24 protein-coding genes and 1 other RNA gene are annotated in these 22,708 nt (G+C 68.4%); 20 read left to right on the top strand and 5 right to left on the bottom strand.

Annotated elements, in window-relative coordinates:
* Positions 1-10: 10 nt before the first annotated feature.
* Positions 11-2,017 carry a transketolase gene (tkt, locus tag ACE3QW_RS02195; protein WP_374250247.1) on the bottom strand — a complete coding sequence of 669 codons (2,007 nt, stop codon included), beginning with the start codon at positions 2,015-2,017 and terminating at the stop codon, positions 11-13.
* Between the two features lie 373 nt (positions 2,018-2,390).
* Between tkt and ACE3QW_RS02190 the strand changes: the two genes are divergently transcribed.
* The 6 genes from ACE3QW_RS02190 to ACE3QW_RS02165 all read left to right on the top strand — a co-directional run bounded on the left by ACE3QW_RS02190 (position 2,391) and on the right by ACE3QW_RS02165 (position 5,716).
* Entirely contained in the window at positions 2,391-2,696 is a 306-nt protein-coding gene (locus ACE3QW_RS02190) for a DUF4164 domain-containing protein (RefSeq protein ID WP_051460620.1), read from the top strand.
* Positions 2,697-2,700: 4 nt separating this feature from the next.
* Positions 2,701-3,084, top strand: a complete 384-nt coding sequence (locus tag ACE3QW_RS02185; protein ID WP_024279734.1) for a cell division protein ZapA — start codon at positions 2,701-2,703, stop codon at positions 3,082-3,084.
* Positions 3,085-3,138: 54 nt separating this feature from the next.
* Positions 3,139-3,293, top strand: a non-coding RNA gene (gene ssrS / locus ACE3QW_RS02180) — 6S RNA.
* Between the two features lie 62 nt (positions 3,294-3,355).
* Positions 3,356-3,937: a 5-formyltetrahydrofolate cyclo-ligase gene (locus ACE3QW_RS02175; protein ID WP_374250246.1), complete on the top strand. Its 582-nt coding sequence runs from the start codon at positions 3,356-3,358 to the stop codon at positions 3,935-3,937.
* Positions 3,938-3,979: 42 nt separating this feature from the next.
* Complete coding sequence (locus ACE3QW_RS02170) at positions 3,980-4,801, top strand: TIGR00282 family metallophosphoesterase (RefSeq protein ID WP_029557877.1); 822 nt, start codon at positions 3,980-3,982, stop codon at positions 4,799-4,801.
* Positions 4,802-4,969: 168 nt separating this feature from the next.
* Positions 4,970-5,716 carry a YebC/PmpR family DNA-binding transcriptional regulator gene (locus ACE3QW_RS02165; protein WP_024279737.1) on the top strand — a complete coding sequence of 249 codons (747 nt, stop codon included), beginning with the start codon at positions 4,970-4,972 and terminating at the stop codon, positions 5,714-5,716.
* A gap of 95 nt (positions 5,717-5,811) precedes the next feature.
* Here the strand turns inward: ACE3QW_RS02165 and ACE3QW_RS02160 are convergent, their stop codons facing one another.
* Entirely contained in the window at positions 5,812-6,252 is a 441-nt protein-coding gene (locus tag ACE3QW_RS02160) for a MerR family DNA-binding transcriptional regulator (RefSeq protein WP_374250245.1), read from the bottom strand.
* A gap of 595 nt (positions 6,253-6,847) precedes the next feature.
* Here ACE3QW_RS02160 and ACE3QW_RS02155 point away from each other — a divergent pair.
* From ACE3QW_RS02155 to ruvA, 4 genes are all read left to right on the top strand, one after another.
* Positions 6,848-9,430, top strand: a complete 2,583-nt coding sequence (locus tag ACE3QW_RS02155) for a hypothetical protein (RefSeq protein ID WP_374250243.1) — start codon at positions 6,848-6,850, stop codon at positions 9,428-9,430.
* 64 nt (positions 9,431-9,494) lie between these two features.
* Positions 9,495-10,004, top strand: a complete 510-nt coding sequence (gene ruvC, locus ACE3QW_RS02150) for a crossover junction endodeoxyribonuclease RuvC (protein ID WP_024279740.1) — start codon at positions 9,495-9,497, stop codon at positions 10,002-10,004.
* Positions 10,005-10,034: 30 nt separating this feature from the next.
* A complete protein-coding gene (locus ACE3QW_RS02145) occupies positions 10,035-10,466 on the top strand; it encodes a DUF1772 domain-containing protein (protein ID WP_374250242.1) in 432 nt (143 codons plus the stop codon).
* A 10-nt stretch (positions 10,467-10,476) separates the two neighbouring features.
* Positions 10,477-11,097 carry a Holliday junction branch migration protein RuvA gene (gene ruvA / locus ACE3QW_RS02140; protein ID WP_024279742.1) on the top strand — a complete coding sequence of 207 codons (621 nt, stop codon included), beginning with the start codon at positions 10,477-10,479 and terminating at the stop codon, positions 11,095-11,097.
* Positions 11,098-11,102: 5 nt separating this feature from the next.
* Here the strand turns inward: ruvA and ACE3QW_RS02135 are convergent, their stop codons facing one another.
* Entirely contained in the window at positions 11,103-11,633 is a 531-nt protein-coding gene (locus ACE3QW_RS02135; protein ID WP_374250256.1) for a flavin reductase family protein, read from the bottom strand.
* Between the two features lie 168 nt (positions 11,634-11,801).
* On the opposite strand from ACE3QW_RS02135, the gene ruvB reads away from it, so the two are divergent.
* The 9 genes from ruvB to ACE3QW_RS02090 all read left to right on the top strand — a co-directional run bounded on the left by ruvB (position 11,802) and on the right by ACE3QW_RS02090 (position 19,590).
* Positions 11,802-12,833: a Holliday junction branch migration DNA helicase RuvB gene (ruvB, locus tag ACE3QW_RS02130; RefSeq protein ID WP_029557872.1), complete on the top strand. Its 1,032-nt coding sequence runs from the start codon at positions 11,802-11,804 to the stop codon at positions 12,831-12,833.
* A gap of 58 nt (positions 12,834-12,891) precedes the next feature.
* Entirely contained in the window at positions 12,892-13,524 is a 633-nt protein-coding gene (locus tag ACE3QW_RS02125) for a TetR/AcrR family transcriptional regulator (protein ID WP_024279745.1), read from the top strand.
* An 83-nt stretch (positions 13,525-13,607) separates the two neighbouring features.
* Positions 13,608-14,015 (top strand): DUF2852 domain-containing protein, encoded by a 408-nt coding sequence (locus ACE3QW_RS02120; protein ID WP_024279746.1) that lies wholly within the window; start codon positions 13,608-13,610, stop codon positions 14,013-14,015.
* Positions 14,016-14,140: 125 nt separating this feature from the next.
* Positions 14,141-14,650, top strand: coding sequence for a tol-pal system-associated acyl-CoA thioesterase (gene ybgC, locus ACE3QW_RS02115; protein WP_029557870.1), 510 nt, complete (start codon positions 14,141-14,143; stop codon positions 14,648-14,650).
* A 298-nt stretch (positions 14,651-14,948) separates the two neighbouring features.
* Complete coding sequence (gene tolQ / locus ACE3QW_RS02110) at positions 14,949-15,755, top strand: protein TolQ (RefSeq protein WP_024279748.1); 807 nt, start codon at positions 14,949-14,951, stop codon at positions 15,753-15,755.
* Between the two features lie 3 nt (positions 15,756-15,758).
* Positions 15,759-16,217, top strand: a complete 459-nt coding sequence (tolR, locus tag ACE3QW_RS02105; protein ID WP_029557868.1) for a protein TolR — start codon at positions 15,759-15,761, stop codon at positions 16,215-16,217.
* Positions 16,218-16,229: 12 nt separating this feature from the next.
* Positions 16,230-17,177, top strand: a complete 948-nt coding sequence (locus ACE3QW_RS02100) for a hypothetical protein (protein WP_024279750.1) — start codon at positions 16,230-16,232, stop codon at positions 17,175-17,177.
* Positions 17,178-17,358: 181 nt separating this feature from the next.
* Complete coding sequence (gene tolB / locus ACE3QW_RS02095) at positions 17,359-18,651, top strand: Tol-Pal system beta propeller repeat protein TolB (RefSeq protein ID WP_029557867.1); 1,293 nt, start codon at positions 17,359-17,361, stop codon at positions 18,649-18,651.
* Positions 18,652-18,801: 150 nt separating this feature from the next.
* Positions 18,802-19,590, top strand: a complete 789-nt coding sequence (locus ACE3QW_RS02090) for an inositol monophosphatase family protein (protein ID WP_024279752.1) — start codon at positions 18,802-18,804, stop codon at positions 19,588-19,590.
* A 94-nt stretch (positions 19,591-19,684) separates the two neighbouring features.
* Here the strand turns inward: ACE3QW_RS02090 and ACE3QW_RS02085 are convergent, their stop codons facing one another.
* On the bottom strand, positions 19,685-20,005 hold the full coding sequence (locus tag ACE3QW_RS02085) for a YciI family protein (protein ID WP_081837660.1): 321 nt from the start codon (positions 20,003-20,005) through the stop codon (positions 19,685-19,687).
* A gap of 117 nt (positions 20,006-20,122) precedes the next feature.
* Here ACE3QW_RS02085 and ACE3QW_RS02080 point away from each other — a divergent pair, with 117 nt between their 5' ends.
* The gene (locus tag ACE3QW_RS02080) at positions 20,123-20,731 is read left to right on the top strand and encodes a TetR/AcrR family transcriptional regulator (protein ID WP_029557866.1); all 609 of its coding nucleotides are present in this window, start codon (positions 20,123-20,125) and stop codon (positions 20,729-20,731) included.
* 66 nt (positions 20,732-20,797) lie between these two features.
* Here ACE3QW_RS02080 and mutL read toward each other — a convergent pair whose 3' ends face one another.
* Entirely contained in the window at positions 20,798-22,645 is a 1,848-nt protein-coding gene (gene mutL, locus ACE3QW_RS02075; RefSeq protein WP_029557865.1) for a DNA mismatch repair endonuclease MutL, read from the bottom strand.
* Positions 22,646-22,708: the final 63 nt, after the last annotated feature.

Here is a 22,708-nt window from a genome sequence, read left to right as displayed (position 1 = left end):
GCGCCGAACCTCAGGCCTGCCGGAGCTGATCGAGCGCGCGCGCCGCGACCTGCTGGGCAGTAATGCCGAAATGGGCGTAAAGCTCCTTTGCGGGCGCGCTGGCGCCGAACGATGTCATTCCCACGAAGGCGGCGTTCGAACCGACGATAGCGTCCCACCCCATGCGGATCGCGGCTTCCACCGCAACCTTGGCCGGAGCGTCCCCGATCACCTTTGCCCGCTCTGCGGCGGGCCTTTCGAGGAACAGTTCGAACGAGGGGATGGAGACGACGCGGGTGGGAACACCCTGCGCCTCCAACAGCTTGGCGGCTTCAACCGCCAAGGACACTTCCGAGCCGGTGGCGAACAGGCTCGCCTGCGCCGGCCCGGACGCAGCGAGGATTTCGTAGGCGCCTTCCGCCGACCGGTTCACGGCCGTGGCGTCGGTGCGCAGGAGCGGCAGGTTCTGGCGCGACAGGATGAGCGCCGAGGGCCTGTTGGTGGACTGTAGCGCAATCTGCCAGCATTCCGCCGTCTCCACCGTGTCGCAGGGGCGCATCACGAGGAGGTTGGGGATCGCACGCAGCGCCGCGAGGTGTTCCACCGGCTGGTGGGTGGGGCCATCCTCACCGAGGCCGATGGAATCGTGGGTGAGCACGTGGATCACCCGCTCGCCCATGAGGGCCGCGAGGCGGATGGCCGGGCGGCAATAGTCCGAGAACACCATGAAACCGCCGGAGAAGGGGATGAGCCCCTTGTGCAGCGCCATGCCGTTCATGGCGGCGGCCATGCCGTGCTCGCGCACGCCGTAATGGATGAAGGAGCCGGAGAAGTCGTCCGGCGTCACGGACTTCGCACCCTTGGCCTTGGTGTTGTTGGAGCCGGTGAGGTCGGCCGAGCCGCCCACCATCTCGGGCACCGCCGGGGTGATGAAGTCCAGCACCATCTCGGACGACTTGCGGGTGGCGATCGCGCCGCCGTCCTTCACCGCCTTTTCCTTGACGGCGACGATGGCGCCTTCCAGCGCCGCGGGCAGCGTGCCGGCGACCCGGCGCTCGAATTCGGTACGCTCCTCGGCCGGGCGGGCGGCGAAGCGGGCTTCCCACGCCTCGCGGGCGGAACGGCCTGCGGCACCGGCGGCACGCCAGCCGTTGAGCGCATCCTCGGGCACCACGAAGGCCGGCGCTTCCCAGCCGAGGGCGGCGCGGGTGGCGGCGATTTCCTCGGCGCCCAGCGGCGAGCCGTGGACCTTCTCGGAGCCGGCCTTCTTGGGCGAGCCGAAGCCGATGGTGGTGCGGCAGGAGATCAGGGTCGGACGGTCGGAGGCCTTCGCGGCCTCGAGCGCGGCGAGGATGGCCTCGGGATTATGCCCGTCCACGGCTGCCGTCGCCCAGCCGGAGGCGGCGAAGCGCGCAAGCTGGTTGGTGGAGCCGGAGATGGAGGTGGGGCCGTCGATGGAGATCTTGTTGTCGTCCCACATGACGATGAGCTTGGACAGCTTCAGGTGGCCGGCGAGGTCCGCCGCCTCCTGGCTGATGCCCTCCATCAGGTCGCCGTCGGAAGCGAGGACGTAGGTGTAGTGGTCCACCACATCCGAACCGAAGCGGGCGGCGAGCAGGCGCTCGGCCATGGCCATGCCGACGGCGGTGGCGATGCCCTGCCCCAGCGGGCCGGTGGTGGTCTCGATGCCTTCGGTGACGAAATTCTCGGGGTGGCCGGGCGTCAGCGAGCCGAGCTGCCGGAAGCGCTTGATCTCGTCGATCGTCACCTTCTCGTAGCCGGCGAGGTGCAGCACCGAATAGAGCAGCATGGAGCCGTGGCCGGCGGAGAGCACGAAGCGGTCGCGATCCGGCCAGAACGGACGCGAGGGATCGTACTTCAGCACCTTCGTGAACAGCACGGTGGCGATGTCCGCCGCGCCCATGGGCAGGCCCGGATGGCCGCTGTTGGCGGCCTCGACGGCATCGATCGCGAGGAACCGGATGGCATTGGCCAGACGGTCGTGACTCGTGACGCTGTCGCTCGTGCGGCTGGACATGTTCCCGTATCTCCGGTGCCGGCGCTCATGGCAGCCGGCCGGCTAGAGGCAGTAGGGTTTCACGGGCCCGGCGGCCCGGGTCCGTCGGCAATGCTGGCACGACCACCCGGACCCGGGGCCGGCCTTTGAGCCGCCTTGTACCAAGGCTCACTGCGCTGTCAAACCTGCCTGATCTCCTCGCGTCAAGGCGACGGGCATGGAGCCACCCGCGCTGCATCGTCGCGGCGACGCAACATAAGGGATGAGCGCGCGTGCGCCGCGCGGGCCGGCTCGCGCCTCGGTTGCGGGTTGCCTCGTCACGGCGCCGCATTCATGTTGACAGACTGGAAAGAGCGGCGTTCCGCCGCCCGTCCGACTCGGTTAAAGTCTCGTCATGTATGCGCTGAAGCAACGCCCGCCGCTGCAGGACGCCCCCATCGAGGCGGCGACCCGGCGCCTCCACGCCGCGCTCGACGCGCTGACCGACGCCATCGATCGCCGGCGCGACGCCGATCGCCATCAGGAGGCTTTGCTGGCCCAGCTCCACGCCCTCGGCAATGACCGCGCCCGGCTCGCCGCCGAGCTGGACGTGGCCCAGGCGGAGGCCGGCGAGGTGGAAGAGGCGGGGCGCGAGATCATCCGCCGCCTGGACGTGGCCATGAGCACCATTCGCGACGTGCTCGCGACCCACGGCGGCTGAGGCGATGCCGCACGTCTCCGTCACCATCGCGGGCCGGCAATACAGGATGGCCTGCGACGAGGGGCAGGAAGAGCACCTCATCCGCCTCGCCCGGGACATCGACGACCGCATCACGCAATTGCGCGGCGCGTTCGGCGAGATCGGCGACCAGCGCCTCGTCGTCATGGCCGCCATCACCATCGCGGACGAGCTGGCCTCGGCGCGCGGCCGCATCCGGGCGCTGGAAAGCGATATCGAGAGCCAGCGGGACGCCCGCGCCTCCGCTATGGCCCGCATCGAGGCCAGCGAGGAGGAGGTCGCCCGCACCATCGACGCCGTGGCCGAGCGCATCGAGCGCCTCGTGGCGGAACTCGCCCCGAAGGAGCGCGGAACGGTGGGGATGGGCTGAAGCTTCAGGCCGAAGGGACTGGCGCCGCGTCCTTTTCGTCCCTACATTGGCAATGCGGGGCTGCGGGGCTCGTTAGGAGACATTTCCCCGGGGCCTTATCGATCCTTAAGGGAGCTGTCCCTGACCTTGCCTCCGGGCTTGGACATATGGCGCCCACCTACGTTGTAGGTTTCCCGGGATCGACCTCCGACGGCTTTTGTGGCTCCGCACGTCTTCCCTTCATCGACACGCTTCAAACGACATGGCCTGTGAAGATGCGGCCGGCGAAAGTATGGCCGCCGAGAAGAAGCGCCTGCGCCTCCTGGCCCTCGGACGGCGCGCGGCCCTGGGGCCTCAGGCCCGCGCCGCGGCATCCGAAGCCGCGGCTCGGCAGGCCTCCGCCGCTCTGGACGACATCTCGGGCCTGACCGTCTCCCTCTTCTGTGCCTTCCGCGATGAGATCGACACCGCCCCGCTTGCGGCCGAGCTGCGCGCCCGGCGCGCACGGCTCGCCTTGCCTGTCATCCTCGGCCGCGACCGACCGCTGCTGTTCCGACTGTGGCGCGCCGAAGACGCGCTGATCCCCGCAGGAGCTTTCCGCATCCCCGAGCCGCCCGCCGATGCCGAGGAGGTGGTTCCGGACGCGCTGATGGTGCCCCTCGCCGCCTTTGACCGGCGCGGCTTCCGCATCGGCTACGGCGCCGGCTTCTATGACCGTACCCTTGCGCTCCTGCGTGCGCAGCGCCCTGTCCGGGCTCTGGGCTATGCATTTGCGTGCCAGGAGGTCGAACAGGTTCCCGCCGAACCCCATGACGAGCCGGTGGACATGATGATAACGGAAAGGGAAGCTTTCAGCGTGACGGCGCGCCCCTGACGCCCGTCCGCTGCCCCTCGATCGTGCCTGCCGGAAAAGTTCATGCGCATTCTGTTTCTTGGCGACGTGGTCGGCCGCTCGGGCCGCGAATGCGTCGTGTCGCACCTGCCGGGCCTCGTTGCCCAATGGTCCCTCGACCTCGTTGTGGTGAACGGCGAGAATGCCGCCGGCGGCTTCGGCATCACCGAGGCGATCTATGACGAGCTGCGCGCCGCCGGCGCCGACGCTATCACCCTCGGCAACCATTCCTTTGACCAGCGCGAAGCACTCGTCTTCATCGAGCGCGCCCCCGCTTTGGTCCGGCCGCTGAACTATCCGCCCGGCACGCCCGGCCGCGGCGCGGCTCTGGTCGAAGCGCGCAATGGCGCGCGGGTGCTGGTGCTGAATGTCATGGGCCGCATCTTCATGGACCCGCTCGACGATCCCTTCGCCGGCCTCGACCGCGCGCTGGACGGCGCCACGCTGGGCGAGATGGTGGATGCCATCGTGGTGGACGTTCACGCCGAGACCACCAGCGAGAAGCAGGCCATTGGCCATTTCTGTGACGGCCGCGCCTCCCTCGTAGTGGGCACCCACACCCATGTCCCCACCGCCGACTACCGCATTCTCTCCGGCGGCACCGCCTACATGACCGACGCGGGCATGTGCGGTGCCTATGACGGCGTGATCGGCATGGACAAGGAAGAGCCGCTGCGGCGCTTCACCCGCAAGCTTGCCTCCGGCCGGTTCGAGCCGGCGTCCGGCCCTGCGGCGCTGTCCGGCGTCGCGGTTGAAACCGACGACCGGACCGGCCTTGCGGTGAAGGTGGCGGCCGTGCGCCTCGGCGCCGGGCTTGAGCCGTCCCGGCCGACCTTCTGGGACTGACGCCCCCTGCCCTAGCGGCAGGAAAAGCCCGGCAGCGCCATGCTGCACCCGCTTCCTTGCCCTTTTCCCGTCGGCCCGCCTATAAGGCCGGCTCCAGTCAACAGGATCGGTCCGGGCGGCGCCGCTTGCGCGGCGCGCGGGGCGGGTCCGCACAACGGGACGGTGGCCATGGCCGGGCATTCACAATTCAAGAACATCATGCACCGCAAGGGGCGGCAGGACGCGATGCGTTCCAAGCTGTTCTCCAAGCTGGCGCGCGAAATCACGGTCTCGGCCAAGATGGGCCTGCCGGATCCCAACATGAACGCGCGCCTGCGCGCCGCCATCCTCGCGGCCCGCGCCGAGAACATGCCCAAGGACAATATCGACCGCGCCATCAAGAAGGCGGCCGGGGCAGACACCGAGAATTACGACGAGATCCGCTATGAGGGCTACGGCCCGGGTGGCGTCGCCGTGATCGTCGAGGCCCTGACCGACAACCGCAACCGCACCGCCTCGGAAGTGCGCTCCTATTTCACCAAGTCGGGCGGCAACCTCGCCGAGACCGGCGCGGTGTCCTTCATGTTCGACCGGGTGGGGCGCATCGAGTATGCCCCCGGCAAGGCCGATGCCGACACCATGATGGAAGCGGCCATCGAGGCCGGGGCGGACGACGTGACCTCCAGCGAGGACGGTCATGAAGTGATCTGCGCAGCCGAGAGTCTGGCGGAAGTGCAGCGGGCGCTGGAGCAGAAGTTCGGAGAGCCGAACAAGGCGGCCCTCGTCTGGCGGCCGCAGAACACCGTGGCGGTGGACGATGAGACCGGCGAGAAGCTGATGCGCCTCGTCGAGACCCTCGAGGACAATGACGACGTGCAGACCGTCACCGCCAATTTCGAGCTGTCCGACGCCCTGCTGGCGAAGTTGAGCGCCTGATCCGGCGCCGGTTTTTCGGAAAATGAGCGCCCGGCAAGGCCGGGCCGCTCGCATTCAGGTACCCTGAGAGGCGGCACGGCCGCCTCTCCTCAGGCTCAGGCGGCGAACGCCGTGGCCATGGACTTCAGCTCGGCGATGGCGGTGTCGATCTCGCCGCGCTGACGCTCAAGCTGGGCGATCTGCGACAGGCAACGATCGCGCGACAGGGACAGCTCGCTCTCGCCACCCTCATGGGCCGCCACCAGCGCCCGGATCTCCGCCAGGGTGAAGCCGAGGTGCTTGCCCTTCAGGATGACCGCCAGACGCTTGCGATCGGATTCGGAATAGAGCCGGGTCATGCCGTCGCGGCGGGGCGAGATGAGGCCCTTGTCCTCATAGAAGCGCAGGGCGCGCAGGGTGATCCCGAACTCACGGGAGAGGTCGCCGATGGTGAAGACCACGCCATCGCGGTAGGCCTCAGCAGCCACATGAGCCTGCGAAGGAACGACGGATCCCAGTCCGTGGTCGAAAGTCTTCTCGAACGTGTTGGCGTCCATGCCTCAATTCCCCTTATCGCGATCCTGTCCGCGGCACGGACGGATGGCCTGTGGCGACCTGTCGTGGTTGCAGCGCCCCCCACGCACGCAGCGTGCGCTTCCCCAGGAGCGGAACCGGCTATCTCGGGCAGGCTGGAATGAACCAGACCGGACTGGAGGTGCCGCTGCGCCACTATGCCTACCGTCGTGATGACGGACTGGGGAGGTTCTGAGGGATACCGTAGGGGAAAGTAACAGTTACAACTCAATTAAATCATATACTTATGCGACCACACCAAATGCGGTAATGGTGAAGGTCACGCTTCGCGAGGTTGCCGCTGCGGAGGGTGCGGCAGACGTATGGGGGACGTTAGGGCGTGCTACCTGACCGAGGTGGAGCCCTGCGCAGCCTGCTCCAGGGACAGGCGCTCCTGCCACGACAAGCTGGACGACCTCGCGTGGCTGCCTTTCCCCGCGATTTCCACCACCGCGCCGCAGCGGTGGTAATTAACCGGCGATTTACCTTGATCCGAAATTCTGTGCTGAGGACATCACCGAATCGGGGCATGGTACTTTGACACCTCAAGGTCATCCGTTCGCCCCGCGGGAGGCCGGAATGGAGCGTTTTGAGCGCACGGCCCGGACACGCAAGGGCTTCGAGGGCCATCACGGCTTCGATCCCTATGCGCAGGCCGAACAGCCGGACGTCCCCGCATGGGACGTCTTCGATCTTCCCGCTTCGGCAATCGAAGCTCTCCGGGGGGAAATCGGCATTCTGCGCGAACGTCTGGCGACGGCCGCCCCCAAGCGGGCCGTCACCGAGATGGACCGCGCGATCACGCTTCTGTCTCGCCGCGTCGACGATTTGCGCGAGGCTGGTGCGACCCGTGAGGGATCGGACCAGGCCATCCTCGACGAACTCGCCTCCATTCGTGGCAGCCTTGGCGACGTTGGGCGCAACGAGCGCTTTGCCGAGCGCTTCAAGGTGGTCGAATCAGGCATCGATGCCCTCGGCCGCAAGATCGATCTTCTGGGCGCCCGTGCCGTGGACCCGGTGGAGGTCGCCCGCCTGCAGAGCCAGATGGGGGAAATGCGCGATCTCGTGCAGCGCCTCGTCACCGGTCCGCAGGGACAGGACGCCATGGCGAAGCTGGCCCAGCGGCTCGGCGCCTGCGCCGAGAGCGTTGCCTTGGCCGGCGAGCAGGCAGCACAGCGCCTGACCGACGCGGCCGGCGATTTCGAGCGCAATGCCGATGCCCTGCTGCGCCGCTTCGCGGACCTGGAAGCCCGCGGCCGCGCCGGCGATGCGGAGGCAACCGAGCGCCTGCGCGCCTCGCTCCTCGAATCGGTCAACGGCGTTCATGCCCGGCTCGATCGCATGTCCGGGCAGATCGCCGATCAGGCGGCGAGCGTCTCGCCCGCACTCGGCCTTGAAATCTCGCAGCGGCTCGGAGCCATCGCGGCGCGCCTTGCCGCAGCGGAGGAAAGCGGCCGGTCGGGCAGCTCCGTCGTCGATGCGATGGAGCGGCACCTGTCCGGCCTGTCGGACCAGCTGCGCCAGACTCACGACCGGCTCGGCCGCCTCGACGAGATCGAGACGGGCTTGCGGCGCCTGAGCGAGGAAGTCCGCAACGTCCGCGAGGATACCCGCTCGGTCGCCAACGAGGCCGCCGCGGCCGTCGCGGCCAAGGTGTCCGACAATCCGGACGGCGCCGCCGTGCTCGGCTTGAAGCGCGGCCTGGCCGCCCTCGAAGCCCGTCAGGACGAGATGGAGCGCCGGGCCGGTGAGCTTATGGCCGCCGAGCTGGAGCAGCAGCTGGACAGCATTTCCGTTGCCCTCGCCCAGGAGGGAGACGGCACCTACGCCCCCCGGTCCGCCGCGGGACGGGCGCCGGCCCAGGAAGCGGTCCATGAAGCGGCCTATGAGGAGGCCGCCTATCAGGAGGCTGCGTACCAGGACGCGGGGTATTATCAGGAGCCGTCCTACGAGGAGGCGCCCCAACCCCACGCCACCTATCAGGAGCCGGAATTCCAGCCAGCTCCCGAGATCCGCGCCGAGGATGCCGCGCCCCAGCCGCAGCGCCGCGCCGCGGGTGACGCCACCGAGGCCGACGCCCTCGAAAGCGCGCTGCGCGCCGCCGCGACCGACGTGCCGTGGCCCCGCCCGAACCGCCGCGTCGATTGGGGCACGCCCCCCGCGCACGCAAAGGAAGCGGAGGAGGAGCGTCCGCGCCTCGAAAAGCGCGCCCGCAAGGCGGAGAAGGCCCGCGAACGCCGTCCGCACGCGCCGGGTGTGTTCGCCGGCCTGTTCGCGCGGCGCCGTCACATTGCCATGGTGGCCCTGATCGCGGGGGCGACCACTGTCTTCACCGGCCTCAGCGTGGGCATGGCCGTGCGCAACGGGCCGGAGATCGTCACCGGGCTGACCGAAGCCCTGCGCCGGCTCGCCGCACCTGCCATCGCCGGGGTGGCTCCGACAGAACTCCCGCCGGCCATCGGCCCGTCCGCCTTGCAGACCGCCGCCCGCGACGGCGATCCCGCCGCCGCCTTCCTCGTGGCCGGCCGCTATGCGGAAGGCCGCGGCACGGACGTCGATCTCGATGCCGCCACCAAATGGCTCGGCTATGCGGTGCAGCGCGGGTCCGCCCCGGCCGCGCTCAGGCTCGGCGCACTCTATGAGTCGGCCGGCAAGGACATGGGCGAGGCGAGGCGCTTCTACACCTGGGCCGCCGAGCAGGGGAACGTGCGCGCCATGCACGCCCTCGCCATGCTCCTGTCCGAGGGCACCCTGCCCGACCTCAACGGCAAGCCCGACTGGGCCGGGGCGCTCAAGTGGTTCCGCACCGCCGCCGATCTCGGCCATCGCGACAGCCAGTACAATCTCGGCGTCATCTATGCCCGCGGCCTCGGCGTGAGCGCCGACGCGGCGGAAGCCTGGAAGTGGCTCGATCTCGCCGCCCGGCAGGGCGACGAGGACAGCGCCCGCAAGCGCGACATCCTGAGCCGAGACGCCGATCCCGCCGTGCTGGCCAAGGCCCAGCAGGCCTCCGCCGCCTTCGTTCCCGCGACGCCGGTCGCCGCCGCCAATACGGTGACCATCAAGCCGGAATGGCAGGAACAGGCGCCCGACGTCGTGGCCAGCGCCACCCCGGCCAAGGCCGCAACGCGGGTCGCAAGCTCCGCCGGCACCGCGCACTGAGGGATGGGATGCCGGTCTGCGGCATCCCCTTTCCCCGGTCCGCCCGCTGGCGCACCTTGGCCCCATGGACCTGAACGCGATTCGCATCCTCGGCCTCGACCCGGGCCTTCGCCGCACGGGCTGGGGCGTCATCGACGTGCTCGGCTCGCGGCTCTCTTTCGTCGCCTGCGGCACGATCCTCCCCCCCGAGGCGGGCGAGATGGCCGAGCGGCTGGCCTTCCTGCATCGCGGCCTGGTGGACGTTCTCCTACGCTTCGCCCCGGCCGAGGCGGCGGTGGAGGAGACCTTCGTGAACATGAACCCGTCATCGACCCTGAAGCTCGGCCAGGCCCGCGGCGTCGTCATGCTCGCCCCGGCGCAGATGGGGCTGCCCGTTGCCGAATATGCGCCCCTGCTGGTGAAAAAGAGCGTCGTGGGCGCCGGGCGAGCGGAAAAAGCGCAGGTGCGCATGATGATCGGCATTCTCCTGCCGAAGGCGACGCCCGAGACCGACGACGCCTCCGATGCCCTCGCCATCGCCATTACCCATGCGCATCATCGTGGCGCGGCTGCGCGTGCGCGCGCGGCGCTGTAAACTCCCCCGCGAGCCCGGGGGATATTCGCCATGATCTATGGACAGCTTGCGCTCGTCACGGCGGCCGTCTTCACCGGCGCCGCCTTCTATATCAATGCGGTGGAGCAGCCGGCGCGGCTCATGCTGCCGGACGGCGCGGCGCTCGCCCAGTGGAAGCCGGCCTATCGGCGCGGCTTCGCCATGCAGGCGACGCTGGCCCTGGCCGGCGCCCTGCTGGGCGCCGCTGCCTTCGCCACGGACAACGACTGGCGCTGGCTCGGCGGCGCGGTGCTGATGCTCGCCAACTGGCCGTTCACGCTGGTCGGCATCATGCCCACCAACCGGGCGCTCATGGGCGCGCGGGAAGAGGAAGCCGGGCCGCACACGCGCCGGCTCATCGCCAACTGGGGGCAACTGCACATGGTCCGCACCGGCCTCGGCGCCCTCGCCACCTTCGTCTTTTTCACCGCAGCCACGGGCTGAAGGGGCGCACATGATCGGGAAGCTCAAGGGCGTGGTGGACGAACTCAACGAGGACCACGCCATCATCGACGTGCATGGCGTGGGCTATCTCGTCCATTGCTCCGGTCGCACCCTCTCCGCCCTGCCCCGGGCGGGCGAGGCGACGGCGCTGTTCATCGAGACCCATGTGCGGGAGGACGCGATCCGCCTGTTCGGCTTCGCCTCGGCGGCGGAGCGGGACTGGTTCCGCCTGCTGCAGGGCGTGCAGGGCATCGGCACCAAGACGGCGCTGGCGGTGCTCTCCACCCTCACCGCCTCGGAGCTGACCCAGGCCATCGCGCTGGGCGACAAGACCACGGTGGCGCGCGCCCCGGGCGTCGGCCCACGGGTGGCCACCCGCATTGTGACCGAGCTGAAGGATAAGATGCCGGGCTTCGGCGCAGGCTCGGTTTCCCTCGCCGACATCGGCGGCGCCCCGGCGGCGGCCCCGGTCGCCGGTGGCGCGGCAGCGGATGCGATGTCCGCCCTCGTCAATCTCGGCTATGGCGCACCCCAGGCCAACGCCGCCATCGCCGCCGCCTTGCGCTCGGCCGGTGAGGACGCCAAGACCGAGACGCTGATCCGCCTCGGACTGAAGGAACTGGCCAAGTAGGACGCTCACGGCATCCGCGAGGCGATCTTCAGTTCCTCGCCATCGACCGTGAAGGTGCCGTAGCCTCGGTGATGAATGGTGCGCGGCGCCTTCTGCGCCGGGTCGCGCCACGCCTTCACCACCTCCAGCACGAACAGGTTGAAGCGGTTGACGAGGCGCGTCTCCACCACGCGGCATTCGAGGTTGGCGAAGCACTCCGCCACCAGCGGCGCCTGAACCAGCGCTGCGGAAACGGGCGTGAGCCCGACCGTGGAGAACTTGTCCACCTCTTCGCCGGAGCAATTGCCCACGGCCACCACCTTCTCCGCCAGCGCCACGGCGGGAATGGCGATGACGCATTCCTTCGTGGCACACAGGGCCGTGAAGCTGAAATCGGCGGAGGAGACGATGCAGGCGATGAGCGGCGGGGTGAACTCCACCATCATGTGCCAGGACATGGCCATGACGTTGGCCCGCCCCCGCGCCGCCGTCGTGAGCAGGACCACCGGCCCCGGCTCGATCAGCTTGTAGACCTCCGCGAGCGGAAGCTCCTTCATGGCACGGCCCATGGCGACCTCCTGAGGTGGAGGTGGCAGGTTTCCACATGCGGCCCGCGCCCGCATTAATCCAGATCACGCCCGGGAGGTCCGTTCCCCTTCCGTACCCGGCCGGCAGGCACTACAGTCGCGCGAGTCGCTGGTCCCGAGGCGCGCAAGGCTCTCGTCATGAACACCCGCCTCCTCTCGGGCGAAAAGCGCGGCGATGATGCCGCCGATTCCACCCTGCGCCCGCAGCTCCTGTCGGAGTTCGTCGGTCAGGCGCAGGCGCGCGCCAATCTGGAAATCTTCATCAAGGCGGCGCGGGCGCGCGGCGAGGCGCTGGACCACGTTCTGTTCGTGGGGCCGCCCGGCCTCGGCAAGACCACGCTGGCGCAGATCATGTCGCGCGAGATGGGCGTGGGCTTCCGCTCCACCTCCGGGCCTGTCATCGCCAAGGCGGGGGATCTTGCCGCCATCCTCACCAATCTCGAAGAGCGCGACGTGCTCTTCATCGACGAGATCCACCGTCTCTCCCCCGCCGTGGAGGAAATCCTCTATCCGGCTATGGAGGATTACGAGCTGGATCTCGTGATCGGCGAGGGGCCGGCGGCGCGCTCGGTGAAGATCTCGCTGCCAAAATTCACGCTGGTGGGCGCCACCACCCGCTCCGGCCTCCTCACCACGCCACTGCGCGACCGTTTCGGCATTCCCGTGCGCCTCCAGTTCTACACGGTGGAGGAACTGGAGAAGATCGTGGTGCGCGGGGCGCGGGTGATGGGCATCGCCATCGCCCCGGACGGCGCCACCGAGATCGCCCGCCGCGCGCGTGGAACCCCGCGCATCGCCGGCCGGCTGTTGCGGCGGGTGCGCGATTTCGCTCTGGTGGCCGAGGCGGAACGGATCGATCGCAAGATCGCCGACCGCGCCCTCCTCGCCCTGGAGGTGGATGCCGCCGGCCTCGACGCCATGGACCGGCGCTATCTCACGGTGATCGCCGAATTCTACGGAGGCGGACCGGTGGGCGTGGACACGCTGGCCGCTGCCCTGTCCGAGCCGCGCGATGCCATCGAGGAGATCGTCGAGCCCTTCCTCGTTCAGCAGGGCTTCATCCAGCGCACGCCACGCGGGCGGATGCTGACGGGCGCCGCCTTCCGCCACCTGGGGCTTGCGGAGCCACCCTCCGTCAAGCAGATGCCGCTGTTCGACGAAGGCGATTGAGAGGGGCGACTGACGGACGAGTCGACGGCAGCGCGCGTGGAATGTAAAGCACATTGACATGAGCTGGACCCGGAACGGCGAAACGCGCTCCTACCATCACGGCAACCTGCGGGAAGCCCTGATGCAGGCCGCGCTCGACCTCGTGGCCGAGAAAGGTGTCGCCGGCTTCACCTTCGCCGAGGCGGCGCGTCGCGCCGGGGTCAGTCCCGCCGCCCCTTACCGGCATTTTCGCGACCGAGACGAACTGCTCGCAGCCGTTGCCACCGCAGGGTTCGACCGACTGACCGAGACCTTGCAGGCCGCCTGGCAGGGCGGCCGCCCCAAGGCGTCGGAAGCGTTCGAGCGGGTCGGCCGCGCCTATCTCGCCTTCGCCCGCAGCCGGCCGGCAGAATATGTGGCCATGTTTGAATCCGGCCTTTCTCCCGATCGTCACGAAGGTTTGAAGCAGGCGGGAGACAAGGCTTTCGGCGCACTGCGCGAGGCCGCCGAAGTTCTGGTCTCTCACATTCCCGGCCCCGGCCGCCCGCCCGCTCTGATGGTGGCGCTGCACACCTGGTCCCTCGCCCACGGCGTTGCCTCGCTGTTTGGCCGCGCCGATGGCGGACGGCGCAAGCTGCCCATGGACCCGGACGACCTTCTTGAGGCCGGATTCCTCGTCTACTTGAAGGGCCTCGGCGCCCCCTCCGAGTGAGGCGTCGGCAGGCGCCCATTGACAAGGAGCGTCCTGCGACCTATCTATGTAAATGTTATTTACATTAACCGGGAACGACAGCCATGGAGCTCGCTTACAAGCTCGACAGCTACGGTAAACCGGCGTGGATCGCGCTCACGGTACTGGGCTTCATGGCCTGGTGGCCGCTGGGCCTCGCCATCCTCGCCTTCGCCATCGGCAGCGGACGGTTCGGATGCGGCAAGCGTAGCTTCGCCCGCTGGCAGGAACAGGGAGGAGAGACGATGAAGGGCTTCGGATGCTGGACCCGTTCGGCTCCCTCCAGCGGCAATCGCGCCTTCGACGAATATCGCCAGGACACCCTGCGCCGCCTCGAGGAGGAGCAGAAGGAGTTCCGCGACTTCCTTGATCGCCTGCGTCAGGCCAAGGACAAGGCCGAGTTCGACCAGTTCATGGCCGAGCGCCGCCGCCGCGCCGACGAGCCGCAGCCGGACGCTTCCGGCAACGGCTGACCGCCTGACCGGCAGGACTGTCGGTCAAGAACGTCGGTACGGTCGCCAACGCCCCCCAGGTTCCGTACCGGCCGAACCGCGCCCTTTGTTCACAAGGGGCGCGGTCTCGTTTATGGGAAGGCGCCATGATCGAGCGTCCGACTCCCTCCCCGTCCGACAAGAACCTCCACCTCGCCGGCCGTCTCATTCCCGGCGGCCATGCGCTGGACGTGCGCGTCTATTACGAGGACACGGATTTCTCCGGCATCGTCTATCACGCCAACTACCTGCGCTTCATGGAGCGCGGCCGTTCCGACTACATGCGGCTTCTGGGCGTGGTGCAGGGCGAACTCTTCGCGCAGGCCGCGGAGGAAGCGCCCGGCTTCCATTTCGTCGTCCGCGCCATGCAGATCGACTTCCTGAAGCCCGCGCGCATCGACGACGTGCTCCAGATCGTCACCCTGTCCAAGGATGTGGCCGGTGCCTCCATCACCCTGCTTCAGCAGGTGAAACGCGGCGACGAGTTGCTGGTCTCCGCCACCGTGCGGGTGGCCTTCGTCTCCGAGGGCCGCGCCAAGCGCATCCCTGATTCCCTGCGGCAGGCGACCCTCGCGGATGCGCGTGAGGCGGAGGCGCTCGGCGAAATCCGTCGCTGACGCTTGGGAAGGCGCGACTTTCGTTACCGCCACGGCGCTGCGCTAACGCAGCATTAAGCGTGTTCATGCACAGCTTCATCCGGCTGCGGCGCTTTCGCACCGCAGCGCAGACCGGCACGCCCGTCAAAGTTTGGACAGTTTCGCCCGGTCAAAGGGCCGCCAAACTTTGAACGCGACGTCCGGCGCTCGAAACCCGCGCGGCCTCAAGCCGGGGCGGGAGCCGGATGCTCCGGGCGGGCACGCCCCCTCCCGAGCGCAGAAGCGGTCCCTCCTCAAGGAGTGCACCGCGGAGCCGAGGATGATTGATGTGACGAGCCGCACCGGCACCGTTTCCCGCCTGACGCCGGCGATCGCCACGGCGGCGGGCCTCCTCCTTCTTGGCACCCTGCCCGCGCTCGCCCAGGATCCGATCGGCAGCGCCGTGGCGCCGCCCGCCGCGGACTTTTCCTTCCTCGGCCTGTTCCTGCAGGCCCACATCGTCGTCAAGCTGGTGATGATCGGCCTGATCGTGTCGTCGATCTGGGTCTGGGCCATCATCATCAACAAATGGATGCTGTTCTCCCGCAACAAGCGCGAGATGGACCGCTTCGAGCAGGTGTTCTGGTCCGGCCAGAGCCTCGAAGACCTTTACCGTACCCTCGCGGGGCGCTCCAACCACGGCATGGCCGCCATCTTCGTCGCCGCCATGCGCGAGTGGAAGCGCACCTATGAGGGGGGCGCGCGCTCCCTCGCCGGCCTAAACCAGCGGATCGACAAGGTGATGAACGTCACCATCGCCCGCGAGGTGGAGCGGCTGGAGACGGGGCTGCTGGTGCTGGCGACCGTGGGCTCGGCCGGCCCCTTCGTCGGCCTGTTCGGCACGGTCTGGGGCATCATGACCTCGTTCCAGTCCATCGCCGCATCCAAGAACACATCGCTCGCCGTGGTGGCGCCGGGCATTGCGGAGGCGCTGTTCGCGACCGCGATGGGCCTCATTGCCGCCATCCCCGCGACGATTTTCTACAACAAGTTCATTTCCCAGACCGGGCGTCAGGCCCAGCGGCTGGAGGGTTTCGCGGACGAGTTCTCCGCCATCCTCTCGCGCCAGATCGACGAGCGGGGCTGAACCATGGGCATGTCGGGCGGAGGGGCGGCAGGATGGCAGAGCCGGCGCTCGCGCCGGCGCGCCGCCCCGGTCATGGCCGAAATCAACGTGACGCCCATGGTGGACGTCATGCTGGTGCTGCTCATCATCTTCATGGTGGCGGCGCCGCTGCTGACGGTGGGCGTGCCCATCGACCTGCCGCAGACGCAGGCGAGCGCGGTGAACCAGGACAACAAGGAGCCGATCACCCTCTCGGTGCGGCCCAACGGCCAGATCTATCTCGGCGACAGCGAGATCAAGTACGAGGATCTGGTCTCGAAGTTGCAAGCGGTGACGCAGGCGCGCGGCGGTTTCGAGGAGCGCATCTTCGTCCGCGGCGACAAGAACGCCAATTACGGGCAGATCATGCGGGTCATGGGCCGCCTCTCGGGGGCGGGCTTCAAGAAGGTGGCGCTGGTCACCGAGGTCGAGCAGGGAGGCTGAGCCATCAATCCCATGCGCAGCAGCCTCGCGGCATCGACGGCGCTCCATGTGGGCGTTCTCGTCCTGACCCTGGTGAGTTTCTCCGGGGCGAAGCCGCTTGACCCGACGTTGCAGGACATCCCCGTCGACGTCATCACCTCCTCCGAGTACACCAAGCTCACCCGGGGCGCGCTGACGGGCAAGAAGACCGAAAAGCCGAAGCAGGTGGCCGAGAAGGTCGCCGACCCCACCCCCATCGAGGATCCCAAGCTCAAGGCCAGCGAGAAGCCGCCGGTGGAGGCGACCACCCCTCCCCCGCCGCCGCCTCCCCCGCCGCCGCAGAAGGCCGAGCAGCCGACCCAGCAGAAGGCCGAGCCTGCGCCGCCGCCCAAGGAAACGGCGGAAGTCGCGCTGAAGAACGAGCCGAAGAAGCAGGAGCAGCCGCAGGAACAGGCCAAGGCCGAGGCCGCTCCGCCCCTGCCGCCGCGCAAGCCGGCGCCGCCGCGTGAGCAGCCCAAGCCCATCGAGGCCAATGCGCAGTCGCGCGAGTTCAACACCGACCAGATCAAGGAACTGATCGACAAGCGCACCCCCACCCGGCAGGTGGCGAGCGCGGGCGAGATTTCGAACACCTCCTCCATCGGCGCGCCGAGCGGTCAGGCGGCGACTCTCAGCGTGAACGAGATCGACGCCTTCAAGCGCCGCCTGAAGACGTGCTGGGGCACCATGCCGGGCAACCTCACCGCGCCGCCGCCTGTCGACGTGGACATCTTCTTCAACAAGGACGGCACCCTTTCGGCGCAGCCGCGGATCGTTCCCGGACAGGCGAACGCCGGCAACCCGGCCTTCCAGGCGGTGGCGAGCATCGGCATCCGGGCGATCATCCAGTGCCAGCCCTACACGATGTTCCAACCCGAGAAATATGCCTCTTCGTGGAAGACGCTCGGCATCACCCTCAGCGACAAGCTCTTCACCCAATAGCAGGCCGGCGCCCCCGGCGGCACGCGCCGCCGGCCCCTCGGGCGCGGCGTGACCCGAAAGAACGAGGACGAAAATGACGCGGTCCGGACGCCCGGAAGCCTTCCAGCGCCCACACGATGATGGTCACGCCGGCTCCCCGGCGGGCGGGCCCACTCAGGGCCTTGGCCGTCGCGCCTTCCTGATGACGGGCATGGCCGCCGGCGCCGCGGGGATCCTCCACGGCGGCCTCGGCGCGGCCCAAGCCCAGGCCGCGCGCATCGAGATCACCCCCGGCGCCTTCAAGCCGATCCCCATCGCCATCACCGACCTCCTGGGCGAGCCGGAACTCGGGCGCAACATCTCCGGGGTCATCACCTCGGACCTGCGCCGCTGCGGGCTGTTCGCGCCCATCGATCCGAAGGCGTTCGTCGAGCAGATCACAAATCCCGACACCCCGCGCTTCCAGGACTGGCGCGTCATCAACGCCCAGGCGCTGCTCACCGGCCGTGTGACGCGGCAGGCGGACGGCCGCGTGCAGGTGGTGTTCCGCCTGTGGGACGTGTTTGCCGGCCAGCAGCTCGCCGCCCAGCAGTTCGTGGCGCAGCCGGAGAACTGGCGGCGCATCGCCCACATCGTCGCCGATGCCATCTATGAGAAGATGACCGGCGAGAAGGGCTATTTCGACACCCGCATCGTCTTCGTGGACGAGAGCGGGCCGAAGGAGCGCCGCATCAAGCGCCTCGCCATCATGGACCAGGACGGCGCCAATGTGAGCTATCTCACCCGCGGCGACAGCCTGGTGCTGACCCCGCGGTTCTCGCCCACCAGCCAGGAAATCACCTACATGTCCTACGGGCAGGGTGATCCCAAGGTGTTCCTGCTCAACATCGAGACCGGCCAGCGGGAGATCGTCGGCAATTTCCCCGGCATGAGCTTCGCGCCCCGCTTCGCGCCGGACGGCCAGAAGGTCATCATGAGCCTCCAGCAGGGCGGCAACTCGAACATCTTCGTCATGGACCTGCGCTCGCGCGCCACCACCCGCCTCACCGACACGGCGGCCATTGATACCGCCCCCTGCTATTCGCCGGACGGGCGGCAGATCTGCTTCGAGAGCGACCGTGGCGGTACCTCGCAGATCTATGTGATGAATGCGGACGGCTCCGGCGCCAAGCGCATCTCCTTCGGCAATGCTCGCTACTCGACGCCGGTGTGGTCGCCCAAGGGCGACTGGATCGCCTACACCCGGCAGGCGGAAGGCCGCTTCGCCATCGGCGTCATGCGCACCGATGGCTCGGGAGAGCGTGTGCTGACAGAGGGTTATCACAACGAGGGGCCGACCTTCTGCCCCAACGGCCGCGTGCTCATGTTCTTCCGCGATCCGGGCGGCGCCTCCGGCCCCTCCCTCTATACCGTGGACGTGACGGGCTACAACGAGCAGCGCCTGCCGACCCCGAGCTACGGCTCGGACCCGGCCTGGTCTCCGCTGCGGTCCTGAGCTTAGCTGGCTACCTCCCATTTCTGTTGGGGCGCGGCTGAACGCGCCTTGACGGGGGCAGCCAAGGCAGGCAAACGCAGGTTCAATCGCTTTCCCTGCCCGCTGCCCCGGCGCCGGGCGCGCCGGCTTCGGCCTCACGTCAGGTACTTCATGATCCGCTCGCCCCTCATCACCGTCATGGTCCAGGCTGTCCGCAAGGCTGGGCGCACGCTCGCCCGCGATTTCGGCGAGGTGGAGCAGCTTCAGGTCTCCATGAAGGGCCCCGGAGACTTCGTCTCTGCCGCCGACCGCAAGGCCGAGGACACCCTCTTCGCCGAGCTGTCCCGCGCCCGGCCGAACTACGGCTTCCTCATGGAGGAGCGCGGCGCGGTGGAAGGCACCGACCCCGCCAACACCTGGGTGGTGGACCCCCTCGACGGCACCACCAACTTCCTGCACGGCATCCCGATCTTCTCCATCTCGCTGGCGCTGGTGCGCAACGGCGTGCCGGTGGCGGGCGTCGTCTACAATCCGGTGAGCGACGAGCTCTATGTGGCCGAGAGCGGCCAGGGCGCCTATCTCAACGAGCGGCGCATCCGTGTCGCCGCACGGCGCAAGCTCGCCGAATGCGTTGTGTGCTGCGGCGTGCCCCACATGGGCCGCGGCGACCATGCCCAGTTCAACCGCGAGCTTGAACTCGTCCAGCCGCAGGTCTCGGGCATCCGCCGCACCGGCTCCGCCGCCATCGACCTCGCCTGGACCGCCGCCGGACGCTTCGACGCCTTCTGGGAGCGCAACCTCTCGCCCTGGGACATGGCGGCCGGCATCGTCCTCGTGCGCGAGGCGGGCGGCTATGTCTCCGACATGGACGACGGCGAGAAGATGCTGGAGCGCGGCCACATCATGGCCGGCAACGAACTGATCCGCCGCGACCTGCAGAAGCTGCTGAAGAAGGCCTGAGGCGGGCGGGCTGGAAATGATCGCTCCCAAAAAAGAGCTGGCCGCCCACGGGTGCCAGCTCATTGAGGGACCGCCTCACACGGCCTGCCTTTGACTATGCTTGGCTCGCAGAGCCGGTAGCCGCGCTGAACCAATGTTCAGCCCAGCCTTGGCGCTTGACGGGCTGGAATTCCGTGAATGTGAAGGTCGCAAGTTTGGCGACATGAAACGGCTCGCTGTCGAAGAATGCTTCCAGATCAGCCTTTGATTTTGCGCGCGCGAGCAGAAACCCACCTGTCGGTGGTTCTTTAGGCCCAGAACACAAAAACAGTCCGAGTTCGTAGCCTTTCTGAAGGAAGGCACGATGATGCGGTATTGTTTCTCTTATGTCCTCAAAGGGCACGAGATACTTCGCCTCGACAACGAAGTGCTTCATTTGCAACACTCCCCTTGATAGCGACCGAGCAGGTCTGCGACTTGAGCCGATCGCGCCGACCGTTTAATTTTGATACGAACCGGTCGGTCACATTATCAAGTGTCAAGGAGGCATGCGATGCCCCGTTCTGGTAAACTTGAGGTTCCCGAGCGCAAGGCGCCGCGGGCGCGAGACAAGATTTTCGCGGTCGCGGCGGATCTGTTCTATCGGGAAGGAATCCGCGCTGTCGGCGTTGAAACCATCGTCAAGAAGGCGGGTGTCACCAAGATCAGTCTCTATCGGAGTTTTCCGTCGAAGGACGATCTCGTCGTCGCCTATCTCGAAGACCGAAGCCGGAGCTTCCTTGAGAACTGGGACGAGATGTTTGCCGCCTACCAAGATGACCCGCACGCTCAGCTCCGAGCCATCATGACCTATCTCTCCGACCGAACGACCTCGGAGGGGTACCGCGGCTGTCCCTTCATAAACTTCTGCGCCGAGTTTCCCGATCCTCAACATCCAGGGCGAAGGGTCGCGACAGCAACCAAGGCCGCGCTTCGAGAGCGCTTCCTGAGCATTGCCCAGGCGCTGGAAGTCCCAAGCCCGCAACAGCTCGCCGATGGCCTCCTGCTCTTGGTCGAAGGCGCTTATGCGATGAGCCAGACCTTCGGCGGCAAAAACGGTCCGGGCCAAGCTCTGGCCTTCGCTGCCGACGCGCTCGTCGCGTCTCAACTGCAGCGGGCATGACGCGCACCTCTGATATAAAAGCGCTGTTGCGGACATGTGGACAATCCGCACCACACGAGGGACGTACTACCGCCGCGCGAACAGCTTCTCCACGTCCTTCAATGAGAGCGTGACGAAGGTCGGCCGGCCGTGGTTGCACTCGCCGGCATTGGGCGTCTGCTCCATCTCCCGCAGCAGGGCGTTCATCTCCTCCACCCTGAGCCGTCGTCCCGCCCGCACAGAGCCGTGGCAGGCCATGGTGGCGGCGACGTGCAGCAGGCGCCGCTCCAGCGGCAGCGCATCGTCCCATTCGGCCGCATGCTCGGCGAGGTCCGTGACGAGGCGGGTCACGTCCGCGTCCTTCAGCAGGGCCGGCACCTCGCGCACCAGCACCGCGCCGGGTCCGAAGGGCTCCAGAACAAGCCCCAGAGCGGCGAGGTCGGACGCCCGCTCAGTGAGGCGGTCGGCATCGGCGGGGTCGAGATCCACCACGGCCGGGATCAGCAGCCCCTGCCGCGCCACGCCGTCCCGCTCCATGGCCGCCTTGAGCTTCTCGTAGACCAGCCGCTCATGGGCCGCGTGCTGGTCGATGAGGACCAGCCCCTCGCGGGTCTGGGCGACGATATAGGTCTCGTGCAGCTGCGCGCGGGCCGCCCCCAGAGGCCGGTCGAGATCGACGGCAGAGACCGGAGCGGCGTCGGCGCGGGCATCGGCCGAGGGCTCGGCGATCTCGAGACGCACCTGCTCCTCGCCCGACCGGAAGGGCTCGGGGCGCGTAGGCGACTGCCGCCAGTCGTAATCGAGCCGTGGCGCCGGGCGGAAGCCGGCGAAGGCGCCGCCGCGCTCCGGCTCCCCAAGGCCCGAAGAGGTGCGGGACGGAAGACTGGGCGTCTGCGCCAACGCCACGAGGCGATCCGCCATGCTGGCGGCGGTGGACGGGATGCGGGCGGCGAGCGCATCGGAAAGCGTGCGCACGATGAGCGCCCGCACATTGCCCCCGTCGCGGAAGCGCACCTCGGTCTTGGCGGGATGGACGTTCACGTCCACGTCGCGGGGATCGAGGGTGAAGAACAGCGCCAGCACGGGATAGCGATCGGACGGCAGAAGGTCCGCATAGGCCGCGCGCACCGCCCCCATCAGCAGCTTGTCGCGCACGGGACGGCCGTTCACGAACAGGTACTGGCTCAGCGAATTGGCCTTGGAAAAGGTCGGCAGGCCGGCAAGGCCATCGAGCCGAACGCCTTCCCGGATGCCGGAGACGGCGATGACGTTACGCCCCGCATCGGCGCCCAGCACATCCGCGAGCCGCTGCGCCCGGCCGGCCTCATCGTCCGCTCGCGCGGGAAACGTGACCGGCGCGCGCTCGTCGGTGGCGAGGGTGAAGGCCACGTCCGGGCGGGCCAGCGCCAGACGGCGCACCACGTCCGCCGCGGCCGTCCCCTCCGCCCGATCGGACTTCAGGAACTTGAGGCGCGCGGGCGTCGCGTAGAAGAGATCGCGCACCTCCACCCGCGTTCCGCGTCCGAGCGCCGCCGGCCGGGGCGGCGTCACCACGCCGCCATCCACACGCACCTCGAAGGCATGGGCGGCCTCCGGCGGACGGCTGGCGATGGCAAGGTGCGCCACCGCGCCGATCGAGGGCAGCGCCTCGCCGCGAAAGCCGAGGGTGGCGATGGCGAGCAGGTCCTCGCCGGACAGCTTGGACGTGGCGTGGCGCTCCACGCACAAGGCAAGATCGTCCGGCCCCATGCCCGAGCCGTCGTCGCTCACGCGCACGAGGCGCCGGCCTCCGCCCTGAATCACCACCTCGATGGAGCGCGCGCCGGCGTCCAGCGCGTTCTCCACCAGCTCCTTCACCACGGCAGCCGGCCGCTCCACCACCTCGCCGGCGGCGATGCGGTCGATGAGCACGGGCGGTAGGCGGCGGATGGACATGGCACTCATCGCGATTCGGATGGGGCGATCTTATCGGCTCCCGCCAGCCGCACGAAATCGCCG

Source organism: Xanthobacter sp. (assembly GCF_041911315.1).
GTDB classification, from domain to species: Bacteria; Pseudomonadota; Alphaproteobacteria; order Rhizobiales; family Xanthobacteraceae; genus Xanthobacter; species Xanthobacter aminoxidans.
The sequence above is the reverse complement of the archived record's forward strand: the minus strand, read 5'-3'. Positions and strand labels throughout refer to the sequence as shown.